We start from the raw sequence: 24248 nt of genomic DNA, 5'->3' as shown, positions 1-24248 counted from the left end.
CGTTCGACAGTTTTGGCTTCCTTTAGCGCCACAAATCACGCTCTACGTCCAGGCCAACACCCCACCCCGCCCCCGTCCCCGCCCCTGCCGCAGCCAATCCAGTCGTCCGGCGTTTGAGGACCGGGGTCTGGGGCGGAGCCCCAGGGGGTCCGGGCGCAGCCCGGGACCCCGCTCGCAGCCCGTCCGGCGTTTGAGGACCGGGTCCGGGCTGGACCGGGGAACGGTGGAAGGGTGGGTAGGGGACTTTGCCCCGCAGGGCCGAACCAGCCGCACCCGCCCGCCGGGCCCACGCCGGGACGGCGGTGGCGAGCACGCCGACCGGCCACCGCCGGACGGAGTCCGGTGCAGCAGCCAGAAGCCCGCGCAGCGGTGCGAGGGGTGCGTCAGGAAGGTGCCCCGCGCAGCGGTGCGAGCGGGGCGTTAAGAAGGCGAAGGTGTGGCGTGGCGGCGGGCTCTGAGGGCCAGGCTCAGGGAGAGGACCGTTTCCGGGTCGTCCAGGTCCGCGCCCAGGAGCTCCGAGATGCGGGCCAGGCGGTTGTAGAGGGTCTGGCGGTTCAGGTGGAGCTCGCGTGCGGTCTCCGCCTTGCGGCCCGCGTGGGCCAGGTAGGTCTCCAGGGTGGGGAGCAGGGGCGGCCGGGAGACCGTGTCGTGCACGCGCAGGGCGCCGATCGCGCGGTCCACGAAGGCCGCCAGGTCGGGGTGTTCGCGCAGCCGCCACAGGAGCAGGTCGATGTCCAGGCGGCGGGCGTCGTACCAGGGGCGGGCGGGGAGTCCGTGCGCGGCGGTGGCCGTCTCGGCGGCGTGGCGCAGGCCGGCCGAGACGGTCGCCCAGCCGCCGCAGACGCCGACGACCACCGCGGGCGCGGCCCCCGCACGGTCGAGGCCGGCCCGCTCCACGCCGGTGCGCAGGGCCACCGCGACCCGCTCGGCGACGGTCGTGCGCTCGGCGTCGGAGCGGAGGTTGACCAGGAGGGGGACGCGGCCTTCCACCGGGCGGACGCCGAGGAGGACCGGGACGCCGACGGAGGCGAGTTCCTCCAGGACGGCCCGGGCCAGGACCGCCCAGTTGCCGGAGGGGGCCAGGTCCGAGGAGAGCCGCATGACGATGGGCAGGAGCGGGCCGGGGCCCGGCTTGAAGCCCAGGACGCGGGCCTGGGCGGGGGCGTCCTCCGCCGAGATCCGTCCTTCGGCGAGGTCGGTGAGGAAGTCGCCGCGGCCGCGCGCCGCGAGCTCGTCCTCCTGCCGGGCCTGCATCAGGACGACGGCCAGTACGCCGGCCGTCCGCTCGGCCGCCATCCGGTGCACGGGCAGCAGTGGCGCCGATACGCCGAGCAGGACCAGCCGGGCCCGCACCGAGCCCGTGCCGCGGCCGCCGCCGGGGACGTCGACGACGACGGCGTTGCCGGAGGGCTCCGCCGGGCGCTGGCCGCGTAGGCCCTCCCAGACCTGGAGCGGGTCGGCGGCGGCCTCGCCGGTGCCCGGGCCCGCCGCGTACAGCAACTGGCCGTCGGGGGTTTCCATGAAGACCGGGTTCGCCGTGAAGTCCGCCAGGATGTGGAGCACTTGGGGGATGCCGCCGCCGTCGAGCAGGGCTTCCGTGCAGCGCCGGTGGACCTCCTCGGCCCGCTGGAGCAGTGCGTAGTGCCCGTTCACGATCTCGGTGTGGACCTCCTCCGTGACGGTGACGAAGGGGACCTCCCGGTGCAGCTGGACGAGGGGGAGTCCGACCGCGCGGGCGGTCTCCACCAGGGTCGCCGGGAGCCGGGTGAAGCGGGGGCCCAGCTCGACGACCAGCGCGGCGATGCCGCGGTCGGCGAGGCGGCGTACGAAGGCGCGCTGCTCGGCGGGGCGGGTGCCGAGGCCGAGGCCGGTGGTCAGCAGCAGCTCGCCGCCCTTGAGCAGGGAGGCGATGTTGGGGACCTCGCCGGCGTGCACCCAGCGCACCGTCCGGCCGAGCCGGTCGGCGCAGGCCACCACCTCGGGGAGTCCGCTGCGCAGTCCCGGCAGCTCCAGTGCCCGCTGAACCGTGATGCCGCCCTGATTGTCCATATGGCGGACGCTACCGGGGCTGTTGTTCCGTGCACATCACCGAGCGGTTACGGGGTCCGATCTACCCCCGTCCGGCCCGACAACTCGTCGCCTCCGAAAGGAGATTATCGGACCGCCTGCCGATTGTGGCGTACGTCACCCGGGGCGAGGGCGCGGAAGGCGGGGCCACCGAGGGGGAGCGGGGTGATCACGGCCCTGACCTGAGCCTCAGGCGGGCGCGATGTTGTGGTTGAAGCGGAAGACGTTGTCCGGGTCGTACTCCCGCTTCAGCCGGCCCAGCCGCCGCATGTTCTCGGATCCGAGGCCGGCCACCACCCGGTCCCCGCCCTCGTCGCCGGTGAAGTTGAGGTAGACCGCGCCGGTGCTCCAGGGCTGGACGTCGGCGCGGACGTCCTTGACCCACTGGCGGCAGCGGTCGTCGTCGGCCGGGTCCTCCCAGGCGCCGAAGGGGTGCACCGCCCAGGGCGCGTCGCGGAACGGCACCGGGTAGCCGGCCGGGCCCTCGGCGATGGCGCCGCCCTGCGGCCACATCACGTGCTGGGTGCCGCTGGGCACCGGCATGGAGTCCGCGCGGGCGCAGAACACGTCCACGAACGCGTCGGGCGCGCCCGTCAGGTACTCCGCCGACCAGTGGTTCCGCAGGCCCGGCGGATCGTCCATCATGCACTGGAGGTCCGCGTAGGGGATGGTGGTCAGCAGCTCCGCCTCGTGCGGGAGCGCCAGCAGCGGGGCGACGAGCCTGCGCAGCTGCTCCTCGGGCCCCGCGTAGGTGACCAGCGCGCCGGCCAGCAGCCGGCCGACCAGGTGCGGCGGGACGAACTCCTCGGGCGGGCCGGTCAGGTAGATGGCGCCGCCGCCGGCCTCGCGCGGCCCGTCCTGCATGAGGTCCCGGTACGTACGGACCATCTCGGGCCCGTGCTCGGGGAGGTACAGCAGCAACGCGACGGACATCGCCGGCAGTTCGTGCAGCCGCAGGGTCAGCGAGGTCGCCACGCCGAAGTTCCCGCCGCCGCCGTGCAGCCCCCAGAACAGCTCGGGATGGTCCTCCTCGGTCGCCGTCACCAGCTCCCCGTCGGCCGTGACCAGGTCCACCGCGAGGAGGTTGTCCACCGCCAGGCCGAACCGGCGGTCCAGCCATCCGGTGCCGCCGCCGAGCACGAAACCGCCGACCCCGGTGGTGGAGACGCGCCCGCCGGTGGTCGCCAGCCCGTACGGCTCGCAGGCCCGGTCCAGGGCGCTCATCGTGGCACCGCCCTCGACGCGGACGGCCGAGGCCCCGGGGTGCACCGTCACCCCCTGCATCCGGCGCAGGTCCACGACCAGGCCGCCGTCGTTCAGGGACATCCCGGCCACGCTGTGGCCGCCGCCGCGCACCGCGACCGGCAGGTCGAGCCGCCGTGCGAAGCGCACGGCGGTCACCACGTCCACCGAGCTCTCGCACTGCGCGATGACGGCCGGCCGGCGGTCGATCATCCCGTTGTGGACGGCTCGGGCCCCGTCGTACCCCGGATCCTCCGGAACCAGGACGGCGCCGGACAGGTCCTCGCGGAGCTCGGCGAGCGCCGTGCCCGCCTTCGAGAGGGGAGCCATGGCTACCCCCTTCCGGGAGATGCGGAAGGCGCGGAAAGGCCTGCGACCCCTCCAGGTTAGTCAGCCGCCGTACGCCCCGCTCGCCGTCAGCCGCAGGGCCGTGTCGATCAGGGGGACGTGGCTGAAGGCCTGCGGGAAGTTGCCCACCTGGCGCTGGAGCTTGGGATCCCATTCCTCCGCCAGCAGCCCCAGGTCGTTGCGGAGCGCCAGCAGCTTCTCGAAGAGGCGGCGGGCCTCGTCGACCCGGCCGATCATCGCCAGGTCGTCCGCCATCCAGAACGAGCACGCCAGGAAGGCTCCCTCGTCGCCCTCCAGACCGTCCACGCCCGCTTCCTCGCCCGAGGTCGGGTAGCGCAGGATGAAGCCGTCTGGGGTCGACAGCTCGCGCTGGATCGCCTCGATCGTGCCGATCACCCGCTTGTCGTCCGGCGGCAGGAAGCCCATCTGCGGGATCAGCAGGAGGGAGGCGTCCAGCTCCTTCGACCCGTAGGACTGCGTGAAGGTGTTCCGTTCCTTGTCGTAGCCCTTCTCGCAGACGTCCTGGTGGATCTCGTCGCGCATCTCCCGCCACCGCTCCAGCGGACCGTCCGCGTCACCGCTCTCGATCAGCCTGATCGTGCGGTCCACGGCCACCCACGCCATCACCTTCGAGTGCACGAAGTGCCGGCGCGGACCGCGCACCTCCCAGATGCCCTCGTCGGGCTGGTCCCAGTTGGTCTCCAGGTAGCGGATCAGCTTGAGCTGGAGCAGGGAGGCGTAGTCGTTGCGCGCCAGGCCCGTCATGTGGCCCAGGTGCAGGGCCTCGGTGACCTCGCCGTACACGTCGAGCTGGAGCTGGCCGGCGGCGCCGTTGCCGACCCGGACCGGGCCGGAGTTCTCGTAGCCCGGCAGCCAGTCGAGCTCGGTCTCGCCGAGCTCGCGCTCACCGGCGATCCCGTACATGATCTGCAGGTTCTCCGGGTCGCCGGCCACCGCGCGCAGCAGCCAGTCCCGCCAGGCGGAGGCCTCCTCGCGGTAGCCGGTGCGCAGCAGCGAGGACAGGGTGATGGCGGCGTCGCGCAGCCAGGTGTAGCGGTAGTCCCAGTTGCGGCTGCCGCCGATCTCCTCCGGGAGGGAGGTGGTCGGCGCGGCGACGATCCCGCCCGTGGGGGCGTACGTGAGCGCCTTGAGGGTGATCAGGGAGCGGATCACCGCCTCCCGGTAGGGCCCGTGGTACGTGCACTGCTCGACCCAGTCCCGCCAGAACTCGGTGGTGGCCTCCAGGGCCTCCTCGGCCTCCGGGGGCTGCGGCGGCTCCTTGTGCGAGGGCTGCCAGCTGATGCAGAACGCCTTCCGGTCGCCCGGCCCGACGGTGAAGTCGGAGTACGTGGTCAGGTCCTTGCCGTAGGTCTGCACCTCGGTGTCCAGCCAGACCGAATCGGGGCCCGCGACGGCCACGGTCCGGTCGTCGACCCGGCGCACCCAGGGCACGACCCGGCCGTAGCTGAAGCGCATGCGCAGCGCGGAGCGCATGGGGACGCGCCCGCTGATGCCCTCCACGATGCGGATGAGCTGCGGTGCGTGGTCCTCGCGGGGCGGCATGAAGTCGATCACACGGACCGTTCCGCGCGGGGTGTCCCACTCGGACTCCAGGACCAGCGAGTCACCTCGGTAGCGGCGCCGGGTGGCACGCGGGGCCTCGGCGCCGGCCGGGAACGCCGGGCCGATCCGCCAGAACCCGTGTTCCTCGGTGCCGAGAATGCTCGCGAAGACGGCATGGGAATCGAAGCGTGGCAGGCACAGCCAGTCCACCGCCCCGTCCCGGCAGACCAATGCCGCAGTCTGCATGTCGCCGATCAGTGCGTAATCCTCGATGCGCCCGGACACGTTGCATCTCCAGTCGAACAGCCACGTCCGCCCCGAAGGGCGCTTGCATTGCGCGATGCCGCGGATTCTCCGGTGATGTGGATCGCCGCGTCCAGCCCATGATTCCGGAACCGGACGGGTTACGCCGTTCGCGGGGCCGCTCGGCGGGGATGTGATCGAGATCCGAGCAGGACAAGACGGCACCCTAGTGATCCCCGTCAGCTTGAGGACAATGGGGTTCGGCCGAACGGGTGAGCGGCTGCGTTGCCGGGGTGACGGACCGCGCGAGGGCCCCCGGGGAGGCCGCGGGGAGGCCCCGGCCGCGTGGCCGGAGGCGGACCGGCCCGGGCGCTGATAGGCTGGTATCCCGTGGACCGGTGGTCTGCCTGTGCGAATCAGGAGCCCCGAAACCGCAGCTTCGGCGCCCCCTGAGACCCTCCGGTTCGATGGTGGCCGGCGCCGGACGCACCTCACCTCGCGACCCACGGGAGCCCCCTCTTGGCGAAGCCGCCCGCTGCTTTTCGGAACAGCACAGCCATGACGACCAAGCACATCTTCGTCACCGGGGGTGTCGCTTCCTCCCTCGGCAAGGGCCTGACCGCCTCCAGCCTGGGTGCGCTGCTGAAGGCGCGCGGTCTTCGGGTCACGATGCAGAAGCTCGACCCGTACCTCAACGTCGACCCCGGCACGATGAACCCGTTCCAGCACGGCGAGGTGTTCGTCACCAACGACGGCGCCGAGACCGACCTGGACATCGGTCACTACGAGCGCTTCCTCGACGTCGACCTCGACGGCTCGGCCAACGTCACCACCGGCCAGGTCTACTCGCAGGTCATCGCCAAGGAGCGGCGCGGCGAGTACCTCGGTGACACCGTGCAGGTCATCCCGCACATCACCAACGAGATCAAGCACCGCATCCGCCGCATGGCGACCGACGACGTCGACGTAGTCATCACCGAGGTCGGCGGCACCGTCGGCGACATCGAGTCGCTGCCGTTCCTGGAGACCGTCCGCCAGGTCCGCCACGAGGTCGGCCGCGACAACGTCTTCGTCGTGCACATCTCGCTGCTGCCCTACATCGGCCCCTCCGGCGAGCTGAAGACCAAGCCGACCCAGCACTCCGTCGCGGCGCTGCGCAACATCGGCATCCAGCCCGACGCCATCGTGCTGCGCGCCGACCGCGAGGTCCCGACCTCCATCAAGCGCAAGATCTCGCTGATGTGCGACGTCGACGAGGCCGCCGTGGTCGCCGCGATCGACGCCAAGTCGATCTACGACATCCCCAAGGTGCTGCACACCGAGGGCCTCGACGCGTACGTCGTGCGCAAGCTCGACCTGCCGTTCCGCGACGTGGACTGGACGGTCTGGGAAGACCTGCTGGACCGCGTCCACAACCCCGACCACGAGGTCAAGGTCGCGCTCGTCGGCAAGTACATCGACCTGCCCGACGCCTACCTGTCGGTGACCGAGGCGCTGCGCGCCGGCGGTTTCGCCAACAAGGCCCGCGTCGAGATCAAGTGGGTCACCTCGGACGACTGCAAGACCCCGGCGGGCGCCGCCGAGGTGCTCGGCGACGTGGACGCGATCTGCGTGCCCGGCGGCTTCGGCGACCGCGGCGTCAACGGCAAGGTCGGCGCGATCACCTACGCCCGCGAGAACAAGATCCCGCTGCTCGGCCTGTGCCTGGGCCTGCAGTGCGTGGTCATCGAGGCCGCGCGCAACCTGGCGGGCATCGAGGACGCGAACTCCACCGAGTTCGACGCCTCCACCCCGAACCCGGTGATCTCCACGATGGAGGAGCAGCTGGCCTTCGTCGAGGGCGCGGGCGACCTGGGCGGCACCATGCGCCTGGGCATGTACCCGGCGAAGCTCGCCGAGGGCTCCATCGTGCGCGAGGTCTACGGCGACCAGGCGTACGTGGACGAGCGCCACCGCCACCGCTACGAGGTCAACAACGCCTACCGCGGCGAGCTGGAGAAGAAGGCCGGTCTGGTCTTCTCCGGCACTTCCCCGGACAACAAGCTCGTCGAGTACGTCGAGTACCCGCGCGAGGTCCACCCCTACCTGGTGGCCACCCAGGCCCACCCGGAGCTGCGCTCGCGCCCGACGCGCCCGCACCCGCTGTTCGCGGGTCTGGTCAAGGCGGCCGTGGAGCGGCAGCAGGCCGCGGCCGCGAAGTAGTCGTACGGCACATAACGTAGGCAGCCGGGGTACGGAGATCCGTACCCCGGCTGTCGCGCGTTGTGGAGGGCTTCGGGGCATGTCGGGCATGGAGATCAAGGAGATCGAGGACACGTCGGAGTCCTGGGAGACGGTGTCGACCCAGCGGCCCTTCCAGGGCGCGAAGACGGCGGTGGCCTCCGACGAGGTGCGGATGCCGGACGGGTCCGTGGCCCGCCGCGACTACCAGGTTCACCCCGGGTCGGTGTGCGTGCTGGCCCTGGACGACGCGGGACGGGTGCTGGTGCTGAGCCAGTACCGCCACCCGGTGCGGCGGCGGCTGTGGGAGCTCCCGGCGGGGCTCCTGGACGTCGTGGGGGAGAACCCGCTGCACGGGGCGCAGCGCGAGCTGTACGAGGAGGCGCACGTCAAGGCCGAGGACTGGCGGGTGCTGGCCGACTTCTACGCGTCCCCCGGCGGCTCCGACGAGGCCACCCGGATCTTCCTCGCGCGGGGGGTCTCCGAGGCGGACGGCGAGCGCTATTCGGAGTCCGGGTCGGAGGAGGCGGACATGGAGGTGGCGTGGGTGCCGCTGGCTTCGCTGGTGCGGGGTGTTCTGGCGGGCTCGCTGGGCAACCCCGGGCTCGTCACGGGAGCCCTGGCCCTCACGGCGGCCCTCGCCACCGACCCGGCCCTCGCCTCCCTCCGGCCGGCGGACGCCCCCTGGCAGGCCCGGCCGTACGAGGCGTAGCCCTGGCGGGGCCGTGCCCGGCTGCGCGCATCCCGCTGCGCGGGGCGGAGTCCCCCACCCGCCCTTCGCCCGTTCCCCGGGCTGCGCCCGGACCCTTGCCGTGTGCGGCGCCGTTGCCGGGGACCAGTCCCCGGACCCCTGCTCCTCAAACGCCGGAGGGGCTGGGCGGCGCCGCGGTGCGAGGGGTGCGTGAAGTAGGAGGTAAATGTGCCCATCCGCTGATCCGATCGGGCGATTTGTCCGCCGCGCTCCACCCTGTCCGTCGCTCTGCGTGAACTACGCTCGCAATCCGAAGGCAGCGAGAGGAGCGGATCCGTGACGGATTTCGTCGGGCGGCGGCGTGAGCTCAAGGAGCTCCGCGAGGACATCGCGCGAACCGGGCTCGACACCCTCTCCGGCCGGAAGGCCAAGTCCCCGCGGGCGCGGGTGCTCCTCGTCGCCGGGCGCCCCGGCTCCGGCCGGACCGCCCTCGCCGAGGCGCTGGTGCGCGAGATCGCCGAGGACTATCCCGACGGGGTGCTGAAGGTCCGGCTCACCGCCCCCACGGGCGAGGGCGTGGCCACGGAGCGTGCGGTCCGCACCCTCCTGGAGGGGCTCGGGCAGCCGACCCCGCCCGGGGCCGGCGAGGACGACCTCAGCTCCGCCCTGCGCACGGCCCTGGCGGGCCGCCGCATGGTGCTGCTCGTCGACGACGCCTCCGATCCGCACCAGGTCGACGCCCTGCTGCCGGACACCCCCGAGTGCCTGGTGGTCGTCACGGCGGAGGGCCCCCTGACCGGGATTCCGGATGTCCGCCCCTGCACCCTCGGCGGCCTCGACACCCCCTCGGCCGTCCGCATGCTCGTCCAGCGCATCGGAGACATCCGCGTGGCCAACGACCCGCGCGCGGCCGAATCCCTCGCCGAGGAGTGCGGCGGCCAGCCCGCCGCGCTCGCCCTCGCGGGCGGCTGGCTCGCCGCCCGCCCCAAGGCCTCCGTGGCCGACGTGGGCAAGCAGCTGCACGATATGCCCGCCGGTGTAGGCGGTCCGCTCGCCAAGGCCTTCAGGCTCGTCTACGAATCCCTCCCGCAGCCCGCCCAGCGGACCCTGCGGCTGCTTCCGCTTGCTCCGGCGGGGCTCGTCGACTCCCACGTCGCCTCCGCGCTGGCCGGGTGCTCCGTGGCCGCCGCGCAGGCGACCCTGGAGGACTTCGCCGCGCTGGGCCTGCTCCGGTCCGCACACGACGGGCTGTACCTGCTGCCCGGCTGCCTCGCGCCGCTGCTCCAGGCCCTGCTGGAGGCCAAGGAGCGGCCCGCGGAGGTCCAGCTCGCGCGGGCCAGGATGCTGGAGCGCACCGTACGGCTGCTGCTCTCCTGCCGGGCCATGGCGGAGCCGGACGAGGACGGGGGCGACGGGCCCGGCGGGGCCGTCGGGGCGCCGGAGAAGCTCGACGGGGTGCCGCGCGCGCTGCGCTTCGCCGACCGGCGGGCGGCGGAGACCTGGCTGGACACCCGGCTGCCCGCCCTGCTGGCCGCGGCTTCGCTGGCCGTGGCCGACGGGGAGCTGGACACCCTGGCGCGCAGGTTCGTAGCGGCGCTGGCGGGGGCCCTGTCGGAGCACCGCGGGACCGCCGGGGCCGCGCCGGAGCTCTACGGGCTGCACCAGCTCGTGCTGGACGTGGCCGAGCGGCGCGATCTGCACCGGGAGCAGGCCGCCGCACTGCTGAACCTGGCCGATCTGGACGCGGAGACCGGCCGGACCCGGGAGGCGCTGGACCGGTACCGGGCCGCGCTGGCCGCGGGAAAGGCGGCGAAGGACCCGTACGCGTCGGGCCGCGCGATGGAATCCGTAGGCGGCGCGCACCAGGAGCTGGGGGACTGGCACCGGGCCTCCGACTGGTTCGGCCGGGCCCTGTCCCACGCCCTCGCGCGGGGGGAGCGCGCGGACGAGGCGCGGCTGTACGGACGGCTGGGGAACGTGCACACGTACGCGGGCCGGTACGGGGACGCGCTGCGGAGCTGGCGGGCGGCCTCGGCCGGCTACCGGAAGCTCGCCGATGTCCCGGGCCAGGCAAAGGCGTTGAGCGAGATGGCGCGGATCCAGGAGTACGCGGGACGGCCCGAGGAATCGCTGCACACCTGCCGGGAGGCGGTGGAGCTCGCGCGGAAGGCCGGGGACCTGCGGCTTCAGGCCGCGCTCCAGGTGCGGCTGGCGGACACGCTGGACCGGCTCGGGGATCCCGCGGCTGCCAGGCTGCACAGGTCCGCGGCCGACAGATTGCTGGGAGATGACCCCGCAGCCTGCGAAATCCGCAGCGTTTCCGACTGAGATTATTCGTTTGCAAGGCTAGACAGCCGCTCATCCTTCATTAGACTGGCTTCACCAGGTCATCCTCTGGTGCATCCCGTTGCGCGTTCTTGTGGACGGGTTTGTATTGAAGTAGCCCGAAAAATCCCCTGAGCCAAGGACCGTGAGCCACGATGAAGGTCGGCATCCCCCGCGAGGTCAAGAACAACGAGTTCCGGGTCGCCATCACGCCTGCCGGCGTGCATGAGCTGGTCCGGGGCGGCCACCAGGTCTTCATCGAGCAGAACGCCGGTGTGGGTTCCTCGATCACGGACGCGGAGTACGTTTCGGCCGGTGCCGAGATCCTCGGCACCGCCGACGAGGTCTGGGCGACCGCCGACCTGCTGCTGAAGGTCAAGGAGCCCATCGCGGAGGAGTACCACCGCCTCCGCAAGGACCAGACCCTCTTCACCTACCTGCACCTCGCGGCCTCCCGTGAGTGCACGGACGCCCTGCTCGAGTCCGGCACCACCGCCATCGCGTACGAGACGGTCGAGACGGCGAACCGCGCCCTCCCGCTGCTCGCCCCGATGTCCGAGGTCGCGGGCCGTCTGGCCCCGCAGGTCGGCGCCTACCACCTGATGCGCTCGGTCGGCGGCCGCGGTGTGCTCCCCGGCGGCGTCCCCGGCACCCACGCCGGTGAGTGCGTGGTCATCGGCGGCGGAGTCTCCGGCTGGAACGCCGTGCAGATCGCCGTCGGCATGGGCTTCCACGTGACCCTGCTGGACCGCGACATCAACAAGCTCCGCGAGGCCGACAAGATCTTCGGCACGAAGATCAAGACGATCGTCTCCAACGCGTTCGAGCTGGAGAAGGCCGTCGTCGAGGCCGACCTCGTCATCGGCGCGGTGCTGATCCCGGGTGCGAAGGCCCCGAAGCTGGTCACCAACGAGCTCGTCGCCAAGATGAAGCCCGGAAGTGTCCTTGTCGACATTGCGATCGACCAGGGCGGCTGCTTCGAGGACTCCCGCGCGACCACCCACGCCGAGCCGACCTTCCAGGTCCACAACTCGGTCTTCTACTGCGTCGCCAACATGCCGGGTGCGGTGCCGAACACCTCCACCTACGCCCTGACCAACGCCACGCTGCCCTACATCGTGCAGCTCGCGAACCTCGGCTGGGTCGAGGCGCTGCGTCGTGACCCGGCGCTCGCGCTGGGCCTCAACACCCATGACGGCCAGGTCGTTTACCGTGAGGTCGCCGAGGCCCACGGTCTCGAGACCCTCGAGCTGAGCACGCTGCTCGGCTAAGTCGTCAACGACTGACGTCAATCTCACGTATCCGGCCGGACCTTGCTCGCGAGGTCCGGCCGGAGGCGTTCGAGGGGTAGTGCGAGAGGCCGCTCAACTCGCCTCGAACGTAACCCTTTAACCCTTTCGCACACCCGCGAAACTTCCCGGCGACAGCTCGTACGCCCTTGACAGAGTGGTGTTCGGTTGCCGACACATCGCGGCGGGTCCGGCGGATTGTGTTGCCGCTGAGTGGTGACACGCCATAGAGTCGCCAACCGTCGGCATGGTGCCACGCTGACCTATCGATAAGTGTCCTGGTCACGTCCGAGGAGGTAAGACGACTTGTGAATGAGTCGACATTTGCTCCTGGAGGTGGTCGAGCAGGAGGGCCCGCGCGGGGCCAGGGTCCTGCCGGAATCGAAGCCGTGGGATCGGTAGCGGTCCGCACCTTCGCAAACCACCAGCACATGACGACGCCCCAAAAGAGCATGGACGGCCTAGACGTGAACTCCAGGGCCGGCGACCTGAGCGGCGACAAGCCCGTGGGTTTCGCCGACTACGAACAGGTGCCCGAGGGGCATTTCTACGACCCCGACGCGGAGTACGAGCCCGACCCCGAGTACGCGGCCACTCTCGCCCCCGACGCTGCCCGTCAGCGCCGTGAGCGGATCGGCCCGACCGGAAGGCCGCTGCCGTACTTCCCGATCCCGGGACCGCTGACCGACCACGGTCCGGCGACGATCATCGCGATGTGCAACCAGAAGGGCGGCGTGGGCAAGACCACGTCGACCATCAACCTGGGTGCGGCGCTCGCGGAGTACGGGCGCCGGGTGCTGCTCGTCGACTTCGACCCGCAGGGCGCGCTGTCGGTCGGCCTCGGGGTCAACCCGATGGAACTCGACCTGACGGTCTACAACCTGCTCATGGAGCGGGGCATGTCGGCCGACGAGGTGCTGCTGAAGACGGCGGTCCCCAACATGGACCTGCTGCCGAGCAACATCGACCTGTCCGCCGCCGAAGTGCAGTTGGTCAGCGAGGTCGCACGCGAGTCGACGCTGCAGCGGGCCCTCAAGCCCCTGCTGCCCGACTACGACTACATCGTGATCGACTGTCAGCCCTCGCTCGGTCTGCTGACCGTGAACGCCCTGACGGCGGCTCACAAGGTCATCGTCCCGCTGGAGTGCGAGTTCTTCGCGCTGCGCGGGGTGGCGCTGCTGACCGAGACCATCGAGAAGGTGCAGGAGCGGCTCAATCCGGAGCTGGAGCTCGACGGCATCCTCGCCACGATGTACGACTCCCGTACGGTGCACAGCCGTGAGGTGCTGGCGCGCGTCGTCGAGGCCTTCGACGACCACGTCTACCACACGGTCATCGGCCGCACGGTGCGGTTCCCGGAGACCACGGTCGCCGGCGAGCCGATCACCACGTACGCGTCCAACTCCGTGGGTGCCGCCGCCTACCGCCAGCTGGCCAGGGAGGTGCTCGCCCGGTGTCCCGCCGAGTGAGTCTGCCCGGAGCCGACGAACTGTTCCGTACGACCGGGGGGATGGCGCTGACGTCGTCCTCGCCGTCGTCGCGGGGAGTCGAGCACGCCGCGTCGGCGGCGGAGGGCACGGCGGGGGAGGGTCGCAGCCGGGAGGCTGAGGCCGGTACGGAGCCGGGCGTCGGTCCGCAGCGGCGTCCGCAGGAAGGTTCCGGTAACGCCGTCCCCGCCCCCACCCCCGGTCGGGGCAAGGGGCAGGGCCGGGGTGCGAACCGGCGGCCCAGCGGGCGCGAACGGCACGACGAGAAGATCACGGTCTACGTCTCCGCGGAGGAGCTCATGGACCTGGAACACGCGCGGCTGGTGCTGCGCGGGGAGCACGGGCTGGCGGTCGACCGCGGTCGGATCGTGCGGGAGGCCGTCGCCGTGGTGCTGGCCGATCTGGAGTCCCGCGGTGACGCGAGCATTCTCGTGCGGCGGCTGCGGGGGCGCTGAGCCCTGCGGGGCTTGGGCGGGTTGGCGGGTCGCCGCCCCCGTGCGGTGCGGGGCCCCGCGGGCGGGGCCGGAGGCCGTTGCCGCGCCGGCGGCGCGGGGGTGGGGTTCCCCTACCCGCCCTTCGCCCGTTCCCCGGGCTCTGCCCGGACCCGGTCCTCAAACGCCGGACGGCTGGAAGACGCCGGACGGCTTGAGCTGTTCCTCGGGGTGGTGCGTGGGAGGGTTGGGGGCTGGGCCGTGGCCCGGTCAGATGTTTTCTCCGCACCACTCTGGAACGCGATGCCCTCTCCTGCCGAACCCGGTCTCCCGCCCCGCCGCTCGCTGGGCCGCGGCCCGGGTGCTTCCGTACCGGCCCCAGGGGCTCCGGCCGGGGCCGGGGCGGCTCCGCAGGGCCCAGGCGGCCCTGAGGGGCCCGGGGAGGCCGGGGCGGCTCCGGTGGCCGAGGCGGCCGTACCGGCTCCCGTAGCGGCCCCTGAGGCCCCTCGGGAGGCCGCTGCCGAAGCGGAGACCACGGCGGAGCCGGTCGGGGACGGGCGGTTCACCGTGCGGCTCGTGAACTTCGAGGGCCCCTTCGACCTGCTGCTCCAGCTGATCTCCCGGCACAAGATGGACGTCACCGAGGTCGCGCTGTCGGAGGTGACCAACGAGTTCATGGCGCACATCCGTGCCATGGGGCCTGACTGGGACCTCGACCAGACGACGGAGTTCCTCGTCGTCGCCGCCACCCTGCTCGACCTGAAGGCGGCCCGGCTGCTGCCCGTCGCCGAGGTCGAGGACGAGGCGGACCTCGCGCTGCTGGAGGCCCGGGACCTGCTCTTCGCCCGGCTGCTGCAGTACCGCGCGTACAAGCGGATCGCCGAGATCTTCCAGGACCGGGCCGAGACCGAGGGCAGGCGCTACCCGCGCACCGTCGGGCTGGAGCCCGGCCTCGCCGAGCTGCTCCCCGAGGTGGTCATCAGCATCGGCGGCGAGGGGCTGGCGAAGCTCGCGGTCAAGGCCATGCAGCCCCGGGCGAAGCCGCAGGTGTACGTGGACCACATCCACGCGCCCCTCGTGAGCGTGCGGGAGCAGGCCGGGCTGGTCGTGGCGCTGCTCAAGGCCAGGGGCGAGGCCACCTTCCAGGAGCTGACCGAGGACGCCGAGGACACCCTCACCGTCGTGGCGCGCTTCCTGGCCCTCCTGGAGCTCTACCGGGAGAAGGCGGTGGTCCTGGACCAGGAAGAGGCCCTGGAGACGCTCACGGTGCGCTGGAGCGGCGGGGACGGGGACGGCATGCCGACGGTGACGGACGAGTTCGATCAGATCGTGGAGGTCAGGGAATGAGTGACGTGGCGACCCCCGTGGCCGGGCCGGCGCTGAAGCCGGCCCTGGAGGCCGTCCTCATGGTCGTGGACGAGCCGGCGACCGAGGCGCACCTGGCCAAGGTGCTGGAGCGGACGCCCCGCGAGGTCGCGCAGGCGCTGCGCGAGCTGGCGGACGAGTACGAGGTGCAGGGCCGCGGATTCGAATTGCGGCTGGTCGCCGGGGGCTGGCGGTTCTACAGCCGGGCGGACTGCGCGCCGGCCGTGGAGGCCTTCGTCCTGGACGGCCAGCAGGCCCGTCTCACCCAGGCGGCGCTGGAGACCATGGCCGTCGTCGCGTACCGCCAGCCGGTCAGCCGGTCGCGGGTCTCGGCGGTCCGCGGAGTCAACTGCGACGGGGTCATGCGCACCCTCCTCCAGCGGGGTCTGGTGGAGGAGGCGGGGACGGAACCCGAAACAGGTGCGATCCTGTACAGGACGACGAACTACTTTCTGGAGCGGATGGGCCTGCGTGGCCTGGACGAGCTCCCGGAGCTCGCGCCCTTCCTCCCCGAGGCGGACGCGATCGAAGCCGAGACGCAAGAGGGTGTTCCGTCGTTCGATCCGGACTCTCCGGATACCGATGAAGACGACAAGACGACGGAACTTTGATGCGAAGCAGCGGCAACGGCAACGGTGGCGGCAACAGGAACAGCGGCGGCGGCGGTGGCGGCGGGCGTGGTAGCGCCCCCCGCGGCGGCTCCGGCGGCGGTGGTGGCTACCGCGGTGGCGGCTCCGGCGGCGGCAGCGGCTCGGGCGGTGGCTCCCGCGGCGGCTCCTCGGGCGGTGGCTACCAGGGTGGCTCGGGCGGTGGCTCCCGCGGCGGCTCCTCGGGCGGCGGTTACCAGGGTGGCTCGGGCGGTGGCTCCCGTGGCGGCAGCTCGGGCGGCGGTTACCAGGGTGGCTCGGGCGGCGGTTCCCGCGGTGGCTCCTCCGGTGGTGGCTACCAGGGCGGCTCCGGCGGTGGCTCCCGTGGCGGCAGCTCGGGCGGCGGCTACCAGGGTGGCGGCTCGCGCGGCGGCTCCTCCGGCGGCGGCTACCAGGGTGGCGGCTCCGCCGGTGGCTACCAGGGCGGCGGCTCCGACCGCGACCGTGAGCAGGCCCCCCGCATCCGCAACCCCCGCCCCGAGGAGCGTCGCTACGACGTGGGCCCCGAGGGCGAGCGCAACGGCCGCGGCGGTGCCAAGGCGGGCGGCGGCGGTGCCCGTGGCGCGGCCGACGGAAACCGCGGTGGCGGTGCCCGCGGCGCGGCGGCCCGTGGTGGCGCCAAGGGCGGCCCGAAGGTCTCCCGTACCCCCGGCATCGGTGGCGCCGGCGGTCCCCGCATCGGCCCCGGCTCCCGCAGCGGCCAGTCCAAGCCGCGCGAGCTGGAGGCGCGGATCGAGGAGCGCGTGCGCGACCGGTACGCCGACAAGCCCGTGATCAAGACCCCGAAGACCTTCCCGGGCGCCGAGGAGGAGGGTGAGCGTCTGCAGAAGGTGCTCGCCCGTGCCGGCATGGGCTCGCGCCGTGCGTGCGAGGAGCTCATCGAGCAGGCGCGCGTCGAGGTCAACGGCGAGATCGTCCTGGAGCAGGGCAAGCGCGTGAAGCCCTCGGACGAGATCAAGGTGGACGGCCTGACCGTCGCCACCCAGTCGTACCTGTTCTTCGCGCTGAACAAGCCGGCCGGCGTCGTCTCCACCATGGAGGACCCGGACGGCCGCCAGTGCCTCGGCGACTACGTCACCAACCGTGAGACGCGTCTCTTCCACGTCGGCCGGCTCGACACGGAGACCGAGGGCATCATCCTGCTCACCAACCACGGTGAGCTGGCCCACCGCCTCACGCACCCGAAGTACGGCGTGAAGAAGACCTACGTCGCCGCCATCACGGGCCCGCTGCCGCGCGACATCGGCAAGCGCCTCAAGGACGGCATCGAGCTGGAGGACGGCTACGCCCGCGCCGACCACTTCCGCGTCGTCGACCAGCTCGGCAAGAACTACCTGGTCGAGGTGACCCTCCACGAGGGCCGCAAGCACATCGTCCGCCGCATGCTGTCCGAGGCCGGCTTCCCGGTCGAGAAGCTCGTGCGGACCTCCTTCGGCCCGATCGAGCTCGGTGACCAGAAGTCCGGCTGGCTGCGCCGCCTGACCAACACCGAGGTCGGCATGCTCATGCGCGAGGTCGGTCTGTAGGACCCCGGGCCCCACCGGCCCTCCAGAACCCGCGGTGCCTTCGGGCGCCGCGGGTTTTTTGGTTGTGCCCGCCCCCGGGACCTGTTTATAGTCAACCTGACTATAAAGGGATGGGGGGCGTCATGGGATGGCAGACGAGCTGGACCGAGATCCTCGGGTTCGTCACGGGGGCCGTGTGCGTCTGGCTGGTGGCCCGGCAGCACATCGCCAACTGGCCGATCGGCATCGCCAACAACGTGTTCTTCATCGTGCTCTTCGCCCAGGCCGGCCTCTACGCCGACGCCGGGCTGCAGATCGTCTTCATCTCCCTCGCCGCGTACGGCTGGTGGTCCTGGACCCACGGCGGCGGCCCGGGCACCACCACGGCCCTGCCGGTGCGCCGCACCACGGCCGCCGAGTGGACCGTGCTGGCCGCGGCGGGAGCGGCGGGGGTGCTCGTACTGACCCTGCTGCTGAGCCGGGTCACCGACTCCACCGTCCCGTTCTGGGACGCCCTCACGACCGGGCTCTCGCTCGCGGCCACGTACGGCCAGTGCCGCAAGCTCGTCGAGTCCTGGTGGCTGTGGATCGCCGCCGACCTCGTCTACATCCCGCTGTACGCCTACAAGGGGCTCTACCTGACGTCCCTGCTCTACGCCGCCTTCCTCGCCCTGTGCGTCGCCGGACTGCTCGGCTGGCGCCGGGCGCTCCCGGCCCGCGAGGCGCCGGCGGTGACGGCGGTGACGGCGTGAAGCGCCACGGCCACGGCCTGGTCCTCGGCAAGTTCTATCCGCCGCACGCCGGTCACCACCACCTGGTGCGCACCGCCCAGGACCAGTGCGAGCGGCTGACCGTACTGGTCTGCGCCGCCTCGGTGGAGTCCGTACCGCTCGCCGACCGGGTCGCCTGGATGCGCGAGGCGCACCCGGGGGCCGAGGTGGTCGGCGCCGTGGACGACATCCCGGTCGACCTCCACGACCCGGCCGTCTGGGAGGCGCACATGGCGATCTTCCGGCGCGCGGTGGGCCGCCGGGTCGACGCCGTCTTCACCTCCGAGGCCTACGGGGCCGAGCTCGCGCGGCGGTTCGGAGCCGAGGAGGTCTGCGTGGACCCGGACCGCACCCTGTTCCCGGTGTCCGGCACGGCCGTACGGGCCGACCCCGTGCGGAACTGGGAGTTCCTGGGACCCGCCGTACGGGCGGCGCTGACCCGGCGGATCGTCGTACTGGGCGCCGAGTCCACCGGCACGACCACGCTGTCGCGGGCCCTGGCCGAGCACTGGCGCGGGCGCGGCGGGGTGTGGGCGAAAACGGGCTGGGTGGCGGAGTACGGCCGGCAGTACAGCGAGGAGCGGCTCGCGGCCGCCCGCGCGGCGGACCCGGCGGCGACCTGGGCGCAGGTGAGCTTCGCCCCGGCGGAGTTCCCGGTGATCGCACGGCGGCAGGACGCGGAGGAGGAGCGGGCGGCCCGGCTGGGATCACCGGTGCTCTTCTGCGACACCGACTCCTTCGCCACCGGCATCTGGCACGAGCGGTACACGGGCGCGCGCAGCGCGGAGGTCGAACGGATCGCCGCCACCACACGGCGGGACCTCTACCTGCTCACCGACCACGCGGACGTGCCCTTCGAGGACGACGGGCTGCGCGACGGGGAGGAGCTCCGGCCGTGGATGACCGGGCGGTTCCTGGCGGAACTGGAACGGACCGGCAAGCGCTTCCTCGTGGTCCGCGGGGACCGCGCGACGCGGCTGGCGGCGGCGGTGGCGGCCGTCGACGGACTCCTGGCGGAAGGCTGGCAGTTCGCCGATCCGCTGCCGGAACGGGTGGCGGAGCCGGTGCGGGTGGGGAAGCAGGTGCGGGTGGGGAAGTCGTCCGGGGAGCCGGTGGGGAAGCCGGCGGGGGAGCGGAGCCGATGAGTGACACCGGACCCGGGCACGGGTACGACCCGCACGCCTTCGCACCCTTCGCGGTGACCGTGGACCTCGCCGTCTTCACCGTGCGCGCAGGGACCCTGCACGTCCTGCTGATCCGGCGCGCGCAGGAACCGTACGCGGGCGCCTGGGCGCTCCCCGGCGGCTTCCTGCTGCCACGGGAGTCCGCCGAGACGGCGGCCCGGCGTGAACTCGCCGAGGAGACCGGGCTGTCGGCGCAGCTGGTCGGCGCCCTCCACCTGGACCAGCTGCGCACCTACAGCGAACCGGACCGCGACCCCCGCATGCGGGTGGTCTCGGTGGCCTTCACCGCCCTCGTCCCCGATCTGCCGGAACCGGTGGCCGGGGGCGGCGGGGACGCGGACCGCGCCCGCTGGGTACCGGTGGGGGAGGCCTCCGACCCCGCCTTCGGACTGGCCTTCGACCACGCCGAGATCCTCGCGGACGCCCGCTCCCGCGTGGGCTCGAAGCTGGAGTACAGCTGCCTCGCCACCGCCTTCTGCCCGCCCGAGTTCACCCTCGGCGAGCTCCAGGCCGTCTACGAGACCGTCTGGGACACCTCCCTGGACCGCCCCAACTTCCGCCGCAAGGTCCTGGCCACGCCCGGCTTCGTCGAGGCCGTGCCCGGAGCCGCCCGGCTCACCGGCGGCCGGGGCAAACCGGCCGCGCTCTACCGGCCCGGACCCGCGACCACCCTGCACCCGCCCCTGCTGCGCCCCTCGGAAGGACACACACGATGACGACGACGCCGACGAACCCGACGAACCAGACGAACCCGGCGCACGCGAAGCGGGCCGCGACGGGCTCCCTGATCGGACTGGCCCTGGGCGACGCCCTCGGCTTCCCGACGGAGTTCAACGACGTGCCCCGGATCCTGGCGAAGACCGGCCCGTGGCGGCAGATGGACCTGCCCCGGCCGGCGATCGTCACGGACGACACCCAGATGACCCTGGCCCTCGCCCGGGGCATACGGACCGCGGCGGACCGCGGCCGGGTCGGCCCGCTGCGCCTCGCCCGCCCGGTCCGGGAGGAGTTCGTGGACTGGTACCACTCCCCGGAGAACAACCGGGCCCCGGGCCGCACCTGCCTGAAGGCCTGCAGCCTCCTCAACCACCCCGAGCGGGACTGGCGCGACGCCAGCCAGCTCGGCTCCAAGGGCTGCGGAGCGAACATGCGGGTGGCTCCGGTCGGGCTGGTGCCCGGCTGGACGCCGGAGGAGCGGGCCGGCGCGGCCCAGCTCCAGTCGGCCCTGACGCACGGCCACCCGACGGCACTGGCCGCCTCCGACCTCACGGCGCGGGCGGTGTTCCTGCTGGCGCAGGGCACGGAGGTGACCGGCCTGGTCGGGCAGCTGCGCTCGTACGCCCTGGAGAACCGCACCCGCTACCACGAGCGCTGGCTCGGCGACCTCTGGACGCGGACGGCCAGCGACCCCTCGGCCGAATCCTTCATGGCGCGCGGCTGGGACGAGTGCCTGGAGGTCCTGGACCGCCTCGCCGCGGCCCTGCGCACCCCGTCCCCGGAGACGGACCCCTGCCTGACGACGGGCGACGGCTGGATCGCCGAGGAGGCGCTGGCCACGGCCCTGCAGTGCTTCCTGCTCTTCCCGGAGGAACCGCTCCTGGCCCTGCGCCGCGCGGCCTGCACGGCGGGCGACTCCGACTCCATCGCCTGCCTGGCCGGCGCCTTCGCCGGCGCCCACCTCGGCGCGGACGCCTGGCCCCGCGAGTGGGAGGGCCGCATCGAGTACCGCGCGGAACTCCTGTCCTTCGGCGCCCTCTGGGACGCGTGAACGATGCCGAACGCGAGGAACGCGAGGAACGCCATGAACGCGATGGATGCCGTGGACGCGGATCTGGCCGCCGTCGTCGCGGAGCAGCCGGACCCGCTGCTCTTCGCGACGGTCTCGGGCGCCCACCTGTACGGATTCCCCTCCGAGGACTCCGACGTCGACCTGCGCGGGGCGCACCTGCTGCCGGCGGCGGACCTGTTCTCGCTCCGCGACCCGGAGGAGACGCGCAGCCGGATGTGGTTCCGGGACGGCATCGAGATGGACCTGGTCACCCACGACCTGCGCAAGTTCGTCCGGCTCATGCTCAACCGCAACGGCTACGTCCTGGAGCAGCTGCTGTCCCCCCTGGTGGTGCACACGACTGCGGCGCACGAGGAGCTGGTCTCCCTGGCCCCCGGCGTCCTGACCTCGCACCACGCCCACCACTACCGGGGCTTCGCGAACACGCAGTGGCGGCTCTTCTGCAAGACGGCCGAACTCAAACCGCTGCTCTACACCTTCAGGGCGCTGCTCACGGGCATCCACCTGATGCGCTCGGCCGAGGTGCAGGCACACCTGCCGACCCTGCTCGACGAGGTGCCCGAGGCTCCGGGGTACCTGGCCGGGCTGATCGAGGCCAAGGCCGCGGCGGAGCACGGGGTGGCCTTCGGCATCGATGCGGGGCTGGTGGAACGGGACTTCGAGGCCCTGCACGAGGTCCTGGAGGCGGCCCAGGGCGCTTCGCGGCTGCCGGAGCACGCGGACGCGTTCGAAGCGCTCGACGCCTTCGTCGTACGAGGGCGGGCGGGCTAGCCGGTCGCCGACGCCCGGCGGGCGCGGTGGAGGAACTCCTCCACGCGGGGGAGGTCCGGGGCCTCGGGGAGGGGGGTCGTCGCGAGGGCGGCTTCGGATTCCTCGGTCAGCAGGGTCATCCAGGCGTCGACCTCCTCCCAGGTGAGTTCGCCGCGGCGGACCGCGAGGAGGCGGTCGCGGTAGGGGGTCGCGTCGATCACCAGGCGGCCCGTGCGCAGCAGGTCGCGGCAGGACAGGAGCAGGCGCAGCAGGTGCATGGCGTGCTTCCAGCGCGGGGCGCCGTGGTTGCGGAGGTCGCCGAGGAGTTTGCCGCGCTGGGAGACGGCGTACCTGCTGAAGGTGGTGTGGGCCCGGCGGGAGAGGAACGCGCCGCGGAGCGAGAGCAGTTCCTCGCCGACCGGGGTGAGGTCCTCCACGAGGGGGGAGTGGAGGACCTCCAGGATGTTCGGGTTGGCGCGCAGCGCGAGTTCGCAGAAGCGCTCCAGCTCCCACGAGAACTCCTCGTCCCGGGGCCCCTCCACGTGCGTCGGCGGCTTCTCGAAGCGCCAGAACAGCGGCGTCGGGGCGAGGTAGACACCGCGCCGGTCGGTGTCGCTCGCCTCCGTCGCCAGGCCGAACGCCCTCGAACCGATCACGCAGGAGTAGACCGTGTGGTCCCTGACCAGGGTGAGTTCGAGCGGCTCGGGGGTCGGGTCGTCCCCGGTGTCCCCGGTGTCTGCGGTGGCCTCGTTCATTCGGCGAGGCTAGTGCCGGGGCCCGCGGCTAGGCGAGCGAGATTTCGCCCGCAGGGGAGACGGTGATCTTCTTCTCCGCCAGCGGCTTGGTGGCCGGGCCCTTGGCCACCGCGCCGTCCGTGTCGTTGAACTTGCTTCCGTGGCACGGGCAGTCGATGGTGCCGTCCGCCACCTTGTTCACCAGGCAGCCCGAGTGCGTGCACACCGCCGTGAAGCAGCGGAAGGAGCCCGCCGTCGGCTGCGTGACGACCAGCTTCTCGTCCTTGAGGACCGTGCCGCCGCCGACCGGCACCTCCGAGGACTTGACCAGGGCCTTGGCGTTACCGGCCGGAGCCGAGGACGAGGCGGACGCGGAGTTCTGCGCGGTGGGGGCGCTGCCGCCCTCGGACGAGGGCTTCGTCTCGTCGCCGCTGCCGCAGGCGGTCAGCACGCCGCCGGCCAGGACGCTCGCGCCGGCCGCCAGTACCGTGCGCCGGGCGGCGCGGGTGGGGTCGCTCATGACTTCTCCTCGGGTGATCGCCGGGATGGCGAGAGGCATCCTGGCGCGTGACGGGCCTCAGCAACACCCCGCCACGCCTTGACTCAGCCCTCCGGGGGCCACGGAACGAGTTCCGCCGGCCCGCCGGGGGCACGTACCACCTCCCACACGCGCACCACGGCCTCCCGGTTCAGGGGTCCGTGGACGTGCGGGTAGCGCAGGCCCGCTTCACCCTCCCGGCGGACCTCCGGGGCGAGGCCGCGCTCGTCGAGCTCCACGGCGAGCAGGGTGCCCGGTACGGCCGCGTAGTGCGCGGCCGCGATCGCGAGCACCGTCTCCGGATCCGCCGAACAGTGCACGAACCCCTCGGAGTCGAGGGAGGGCGGGGCGTACGGGCGTGCCGGATCGGCGGTCCAGTCGGCGAGCGGTACGAGGTGGAAGATCATGCCGCCCGTTCTACCGCAGTCCGTGCACGGCTCTGCGCCAAGTGGCAGACGTGTCCGAGTTGGGTGACATTGTCCGTATCTCGAAGCCGGGTGCGCCGATTTCCGCGCGCCCGGTCCCTCTTCGAAAGGCATCACCATGGCGGGCAACGACCTCGGCTCTCTTCTCGGCGGCCTTCTCGGCGGCGGCAGCGGCGGACAGGGCGGCGGTGGCGGCGGCAACATCCTCGGCTCCCTCCTCGGCGCCCTCATGGGCGGCGGCGGTGCGGGCGGCGCCCAGGCGGCCGGAGCCGCGCCCGGCGCCGGCGCGGGCGCCGCGAACAACCCGCTCGGCGGGCTGCTGGACATGCTGAAGAAGTCGGGCCTGATGGACCAGGCCCAGTCCTGGGTCGGCACCGGCGAGAACCAGCCGGTCAGCGGTGCGCAGATCGCCGAGGCCCTCCCGAACGAGACCCTGGCCAAGGTCGCCCAGGAGGCGGGCGTCTCCACGGAGGACGCCGCGCACCAGATCGCGCAGGCCCTGCCGCAGGCAGTCGACAAGCTGACCCCCGAGGGCTCGGTCCCGAGCGGCTCGCTGGAGGACATCATCAAGCAGCAGAACCTCTGAGCGGGCCCCCGAGCTCCCGAGGGCCCGGCGTCCCGTCCCAGCGGACGGG

Annotated in this window: 21 protein-coding genes; 15 read left to right on the top strand and 6 right to left on the bottom strand. The window is 72.5% G+C overall.

Going from position 1 to position 24248, the window contains the following annotated elements; translation table 11 throughout:
• Positions 1–420 precede the first annotated feature (420 nt).
• The 3 genes from ACFWNV_RS31720 to ACFWNV_RS31710 all read right to left on the bottom strand — a co-directional run bounded on the left by ACFWNV_RS31720 (position 421) and on the right by ACFWNV_RS31710 (position 5505).
• Positions 421–2049: a PucR family transcriptional regulator gene (locus ACFWNV_RS31720; RefSeq protein WP_383953721.1), complete on the bottom strand. Its 1629-nt coding sequence runs from the start codon at positions 2047–2049 to the stop codon at positions 421–423.
• A 207-nt stretch (positions 2050–2256) separates the two neighbouring features.
• Positions 2257–3639: an FAD-binding protein gene (locus ACFWNV_RS31715; protein WP_383953719.1), complete on the bottom strand. Its 1383-nt coding sequence runs from the start codon at positions 3637–3639 to the stop codon at positions 2257–2259.
• 60 nt (positions 3640–3699) lie between these two features.
• Positions 3700–5505 (bottom strand): glycoside hydrolase family 15 protein, encoded by a 1806-nt coding sequence (locus ACFWNV_RS31710; protein WP_383953717.1) that lies wholly within the window; start codon positions 5503–5505, stop codon positions 3700–3702.
• 516 nt (positions 5506–6021) lie between these two features.
• Here ACFWNV_RS31710 and ACFWNV_RS31705 point away from each other — a divergent pair.
• From ACFWNV_RS31705 to ACFWNV_RS31640, 14 genes are all read left to right on the top strand, one after another.
• The gene (locus ACFWNV_RS31705; RefSeq protein ID WP_383953715.1) at positions 6022–7665 is read left to right on the top strand and encodes a CTP synthase; all 1644 of its coding nucleotides are present in this window, start codon (positions 6022–6024) and stop codon (positions 7663–7665) included.
• Between the two features lie 79 nt (positions 7666–7744).
• On the top strand, positions 7745–8395 hold the full coding sequence (locus ACFWNV_RS31700; protein ID WP_383953713.1) for an NUDIX domain-containing protein: 651 nt from the start codon (positions 7745–7747) through the stop codon (positions 8393–8395).
• 315 nt (positions 8396–8710) lie between these two features.
• Positions 8711–10702: an AAA family ATPase gene (locus tag ACFWNV_RS31695; protein ID WP_383953711.1), complete on the top strand. Its 1992-nt coding sequence runs from the start codon at positions 8711–8713 to the stop codon at positions 10700–10702.
• Between the two features lie 152 nt (positions 10703–10854).
• Positions 10855–11970: an alanine dehydrogenase gene (gene ald / locus ACFWNV_RS31690; protein WP_383953709.1), complete on the top strand. Its 1116-nt coding sequence runs from the start codon at positions 10855–10857 to the stop codon at positions 11968–11970.
• A 326-nt stretch (positions 11971–12296) separates the two neighbouring features.
• A complete protein-coding gene (locus ACFWNV_RS31685) occupies positions 12297–13457 on the top strand; it encodes a ParA family protein (protein WP_383953707.1) in 1161 nt (386 codons plus the stop codon).
• Positions 13442–13930 (top strand): hypothetical protein, encoded by a 489-nt coding sequence (locus tag ACFWNV_RS31680; protein ID WP_383953705.1) that lies wholly within the window; start codon positions 13442–13444, stop codon positions 13928–13930. The genes ACFWNV_RS31685 and ACFWNV_RS31680 overlap by 16 nt, the downstream gene beginning before the upstream one ends.
• A 279-nt stretch (positions 13931–14209) precedes the next feature.
• On the top strand, positions 14210–15253 hold the full coding sequence (locus tag ACFWNV_RS31675; RefSeq protein WP_383953703.1) for a segregation and condensation protein A: 1044 nt from the start codon (positions 14210–14212) through the stop codon (positions 15251–15253).
• Positions 15250–15882: an SMC-Scp complex subunit ScpB gene (scpB, locus tag ACFWNV_RS31670; RefSeq protein ID WP_383953701.1), complete on the top strand. Its 633-nt coding sequence runs from the start codon at positions 15250–15252 to the stop codon at positions 15880–15882. Before ACFWNV_RS31675 ends, scpB begins: the two co-directional genes overlap by 4 nt.
• Positions 15882–17444, top strand: coding sequence for a pseudouridine synthase (locus ACFWNV_RS31665; RefSeq protein WP_383953699.1), 1563 nt, complete (start codon positions 15882–15884; stop codon positions 17442–17444). The genes scpB and ACFWNV_RS31665 overlap by 1 nt, the downstream gene beginning before the upstream one ends.
• Before the next feature lie 122 nt (positions 17445–17566).
• The gene (gene pnuC / locus ACFWNV_RS31660; protein WP_383953697.1) at positions 17567–18175 is read left to right on the top strand and encodes a nicotinamide riboside transporter PnuC; all 609 of its coding nucleotides are present in this window, start codon (positions 17567–17569) and stop codon (positions 18173–18175) included.
• Positions 18172–19338, top strand: a complete 1167-nt coding sequence (locus tag ACFWNV_RS31655) for an AAA family ATPase (protein WP_383953695.1) — start codon at positions 18172–18174, stop codon at positions 19336–19338. The genes pnuC and ACFWNV_RS31655 overlap by 4 nt, the downstream gene beginning before the upstream one ends.
• Entirely contained in the window at positions 19335–20093 is a 759-nt protein-coding gene (locus tag ACFWNV_RS31650) for an NUDIX domain-containing protein (protein ID WP_383953693.1), read from the top strand. The genes ACFWNV_RS31655 and ACFWNV_RS31650 overlap by 4 nt, the downstream gene beginning before the upstream one ends.
• On the top strand, positions 20090–21145 hold the full coding sequence (locus ACFWNV_RS31645) for an ADP-ribosylglycohydrolase family protein (protein ID WP_383953691.1): 1056 nt from the start codon (positions 20090–20092) through the stop codon (positions 21143–21145). The genes ACFWNV_RS31650 and ACFWNV_RS31645 overlap by 4 nt, the downstream gene beginning before the upstream one ends.
• A 33-nt stretch (positions 21146–21178) precedes the next feature.
• Positions 21179–21937: a DNA polymerase beta superfamily protein gene (locus ACFWNV_RS31640; RefSeq protein ID WP_383953689.1), complete on the top strand. Its 759-nt coding sequence runs from the start codon at positions 21179–21181 to the stop codon at positions 21935–21937.
• On the opposite strand, the gene ACFWNV_RS31635 is transcribed toward ACFWNV_RS31640, so the two are convergent.
• From ACFWNV_RS31635 to ACFWNV_RS31625, 3 genes are all read right to left on the bottom strand, one after another.
• Entirely contained in the window at positions 21934–22671 is a 738-nt protein-coding gene (locus tag ACFWNV_RS31635) for a DNA polymerase beta superfamily protein (protein ID WP_383953687.1), read from the bottom strand. The two genes, ACFWNV_RS31640 and ACFWNV_RS31635, sit on opposite strands and share 4 nt — an antisense overlap.
• Before the next feature lie 28 nt (positions 22672–22699).
• On the bottom strand, positions 22700–23170 hold the full coding sequence (locus ACFWNV_RS31630; protein ID WP_383953685.1) for a Rieske 2Fe-2S domain-containing protein: 471 nt from the start codon (positions 23168–23170) through the stop codon (positions 22700–22702).
• 83 nt (positions 23171–23253) lie between these two features.
• Positions 23254–23595, bottom strand: coding sequence for a DUF952 domain-containing protein (locus ACFWNV_RS31625; RefSeq protein WP_383953684.1), 342 nt, complete (start codon positions 23593–23595; stop codon positions 23254–23256).
• A 136-nt stretch (positions 23596–23731) separates the two neighbouring features.
• Here ACFWNV_RS31625 and ACFWNV_RS31620 point away from each other — a divergent pair, with 136 nt between their 5' ends.
• Positions 23732–24199 (top strand): YidB family protein, encoded by a 468-nt coding sequence (locus ACFWNV_RS31620; protein WP_383953682.1) that lies wholly within the window; start codon positions 23732–23734, stop codon positions 24197–24199.
• The last annotated feature ends 49 nt before the right edge of the window (positions 24200–24248 follow it).

The sequence above is a fragment of the Streptomyces sp. NPDC058401 genome (assembly GCF_042722885.1).
Taxonomy (GTDB): Bacteria; Actinomycetota; Actinomycetes; order Streptomycetales; family Streptomycetaceae; genus Streptomyces.
This window is presented reverse-complemented; position numbering and strand designations above follow the sequence as displayed.

Bases quoted from the DNA above. Each gene is read 5' to 3' on its own strand.
- ACFWNV_RS31720 (WP_383953721.1), bottom strand. From the start codon at position 2,049: ATGGACAATCAGGGCGGCATCACGGTTCAGCGGGCACTGGAGCTGCCG.
- ACFWNV_RS31715 (WP_383953719.1), bottom strand. From the start codon at position 3,639: ATGGCTCCCCTCTCGAAGGCGGGCACGGCGCTCGCCGAGCTCCGCGAG.
- ACFWNV_RS31705 (WP_383953715.1), top strand. From the start codon at position 6,022: ATGACGACCAAGCACATCTTCGTCACCGGGGGTGTCGCTTCCTCCCTC.
- ACFWNV_RS31700 (WP_383953713.1), top strand. From the start codon at position 7,745: ATGTCGGGCATGGAGATCAAGGAGATCGAGGACACGTCGGAGTCCTGG.
- ald (WP_383953709.1), top strand. From the start codon at position 10,855: ATGAAGGTCGGCATCCCCCGCGAGGTCAAGAACAACGAGTTCCGGGTC.
- ACFWNV_RS31675 (WP_383953703.1), top strand. From the start codon at position 14,210: ATGCCCTCTCCTGCCGAACCCGGTCTCCCGCCCCGCCGCTCGCTGGGC.
- scpB (WP_383953701.1), top strand. From the start codon at position 15,250: ATGAGTGACGTGGCGACCCCCGTGGCCGGGCCGGCGCTGAAGCCGGCC.
- ACFWNV_RS31665 (WP_383953699.1), top strand. From the start codon at position 15,882: ATGCGAAGCAGCGGCAACGGCAACGGTGGCGGCAACAGGAACAGCGGC.
- pnuC (WP_383953697.1), top strand. From the start codon at position 17,567: ATGGGATGGCAGACGAGCTGGACCGAGATCCTCGGGTTCGTCACGGGG.
- ACFWNV_RS31650 (WP_383953693.1), top strand. From the start codon at position 19,335: ATGAGTGACACCGGACCCGGGCACGGGTACGACCCGCACGCCTTCGCA.
- ACFWNV_RS31645 (WP_383953691.1), top strand. From the start codon at position 20,090: ATGACGACGACGCCGACGAACCCGACGAACCAGACGAACCCGGCGCAC.
- ACFWNV_RS31640 (WP_383953689.1), top strand. From the start codon at position 21,179: ATGAACGCGATGGATGCCGTGGACGCGGATCTGGCCGCCGTCGTCGCG.
- ACFWNV_RS31635 (WP_383953687.1), bottom strand. From the start codon at position 22,671: ATGAACGAGGCCACCGCAGACACCGGGGACACCGGGGACGACCCGACC.
- ACFWNV_RS31630 (WP_383953685.1), bottom strand. From the start codon at position 23,170: ATGAGCGACCCCACCCGCGCCGCCCGGCGCACGGTACTGGCGGCCGGC.
- ACFWNV_RS31625 (WP_383953684.1), bottom strand. From the start codon at position 23,595: ATGATCTTCCACCTCGTACCGCTCGCCGACTGGACCGCCGATCCGGCA.
- ACFWNV_RS31620 (WP_383953682.1), top strand. From the start codon at position 23,732: ATGGCGGGCAACGACCTCGGCTCTCTTCTCGGCGGCCTTCTCGGCGGC.